Here is a 1,127-nt window from a genome sequence, read left to right on the forward strand (position 1 = left end):
TATCTCATGCTGAACAATGTTTCGCCGCAGAATGTTGCGGGGTTATTGTTTCAGGTGAGTATATTCCATGCCGTAATGTCGCTGAAAAAGGTCAGTTTCAAATTCATCATGAAGACTTGGCGAAAGCTGAAGATCAAGGTGAGATTCAAGCCTATGTACATTCACATCCAAACGCTACAGCACGAGCTTCTGATTTAGATTTATTACAAATTGAACTTCATGAAATGCCATGGGTGATTTGTGCTTGGCCCGAAGTAGATTTTCAAGTCTATAAGCCATGTGGCTATAAAGCACCACTCATTGGTCGTGATTACCATCATGGATATCAAGATTGCTATTCAATTATTCGTGATTTTTATAATCGTGAGTTAAGTATTCAGTTGATTGATTTCGAGCGTAAAGATGATTGGTGGAGTGATAAAGATCACAAATCCCTTTATCTAGAAAACTTAGACGCAGCTGGATTTTATGAAGTCAGTGAACCTCAGTATGGTGACATGTTGGTGTGTAATGTTGGCCGTACAGAACACCCGAATCATGCTGTGATTTGGTTGGGTGATCAGTGGCAATTGAAGTCAGAAGAAAGCACGAGTTGTTTTGGTGGACCATTAATCCTACATCATCCTTATGATCGAAAGTCAGTGCGTGAAATCTTTGGGCAACAATGGCAAGAGCGTGTTGTCAAAATTGTGAGGCATAAGAATGCTTAAAACGATCAAATTATATGGCGTACTGGGAAAGAAGTTTGGTAAGGAATTTAAGCTTGCTGTTGAAAGCACCCGTGAAGCTGTAAAAGCGCTATCAGTCCAAGTGCCCGGCTTTGAACAATTCATGCTAACCGCTCATGAACACGGACTTACCTTTGCTGTTTTTCAAGATGATGAAAATATCAGTGAGGATCAGATTGATTTTGAGACTGGTGCCAAGGTTATCAAGATTGTGCCTAAAGTCATTGGGTCAGGTGGGGATGGTGGTGTTTTACAACTTGTACTTGGGGCTGTTTTGATTGTCGCGGGTATTTTCACTGGTGTGGGCACACCCATGGGGATTGCGTTAATAGGTGCTGGAGCTGGAATGGTTGTAGGCGGTATTGCACAGATGCTTACACCCAAGGTTGACGCACAAGA

The 1,127-nt window shown here is 42.0% G+C and carries 2 protein-coding genes; both read left to right on the plus strand.

The annotated features are described in order from the left end of the window. Positions 1–710: C40 family peptidase (locus tag ACG9ZL_RS20980; RefSeq protein ID WP_419361832.1), on the plus strand; the 710-nt coding region annotated here is incomplete at its 5' end. Next, positions 703–1,127, plus strand: a 425-nt coding sequence (locus tag ACG9ZL_RS20985; RefSeq protein ID WP_419361834.1) for a tail assembly protein, incomplete at its 3' end; no start/stop codon positions are given. The genes ACG9ZL_RS20980 and ACG9ZL_RS20985, both read left to right, overlap by 8 nt.

The organism is Acinetobacter legionensis, assembly GCF_048551735.1.
In the GTDB taxonomy this organism is placed as follows: domain Bacteria; phylum Pseudomonadota; class Gammaproteobacteria; order Pseudomonadales; family Moraxellaceae; genus Acinetobacter.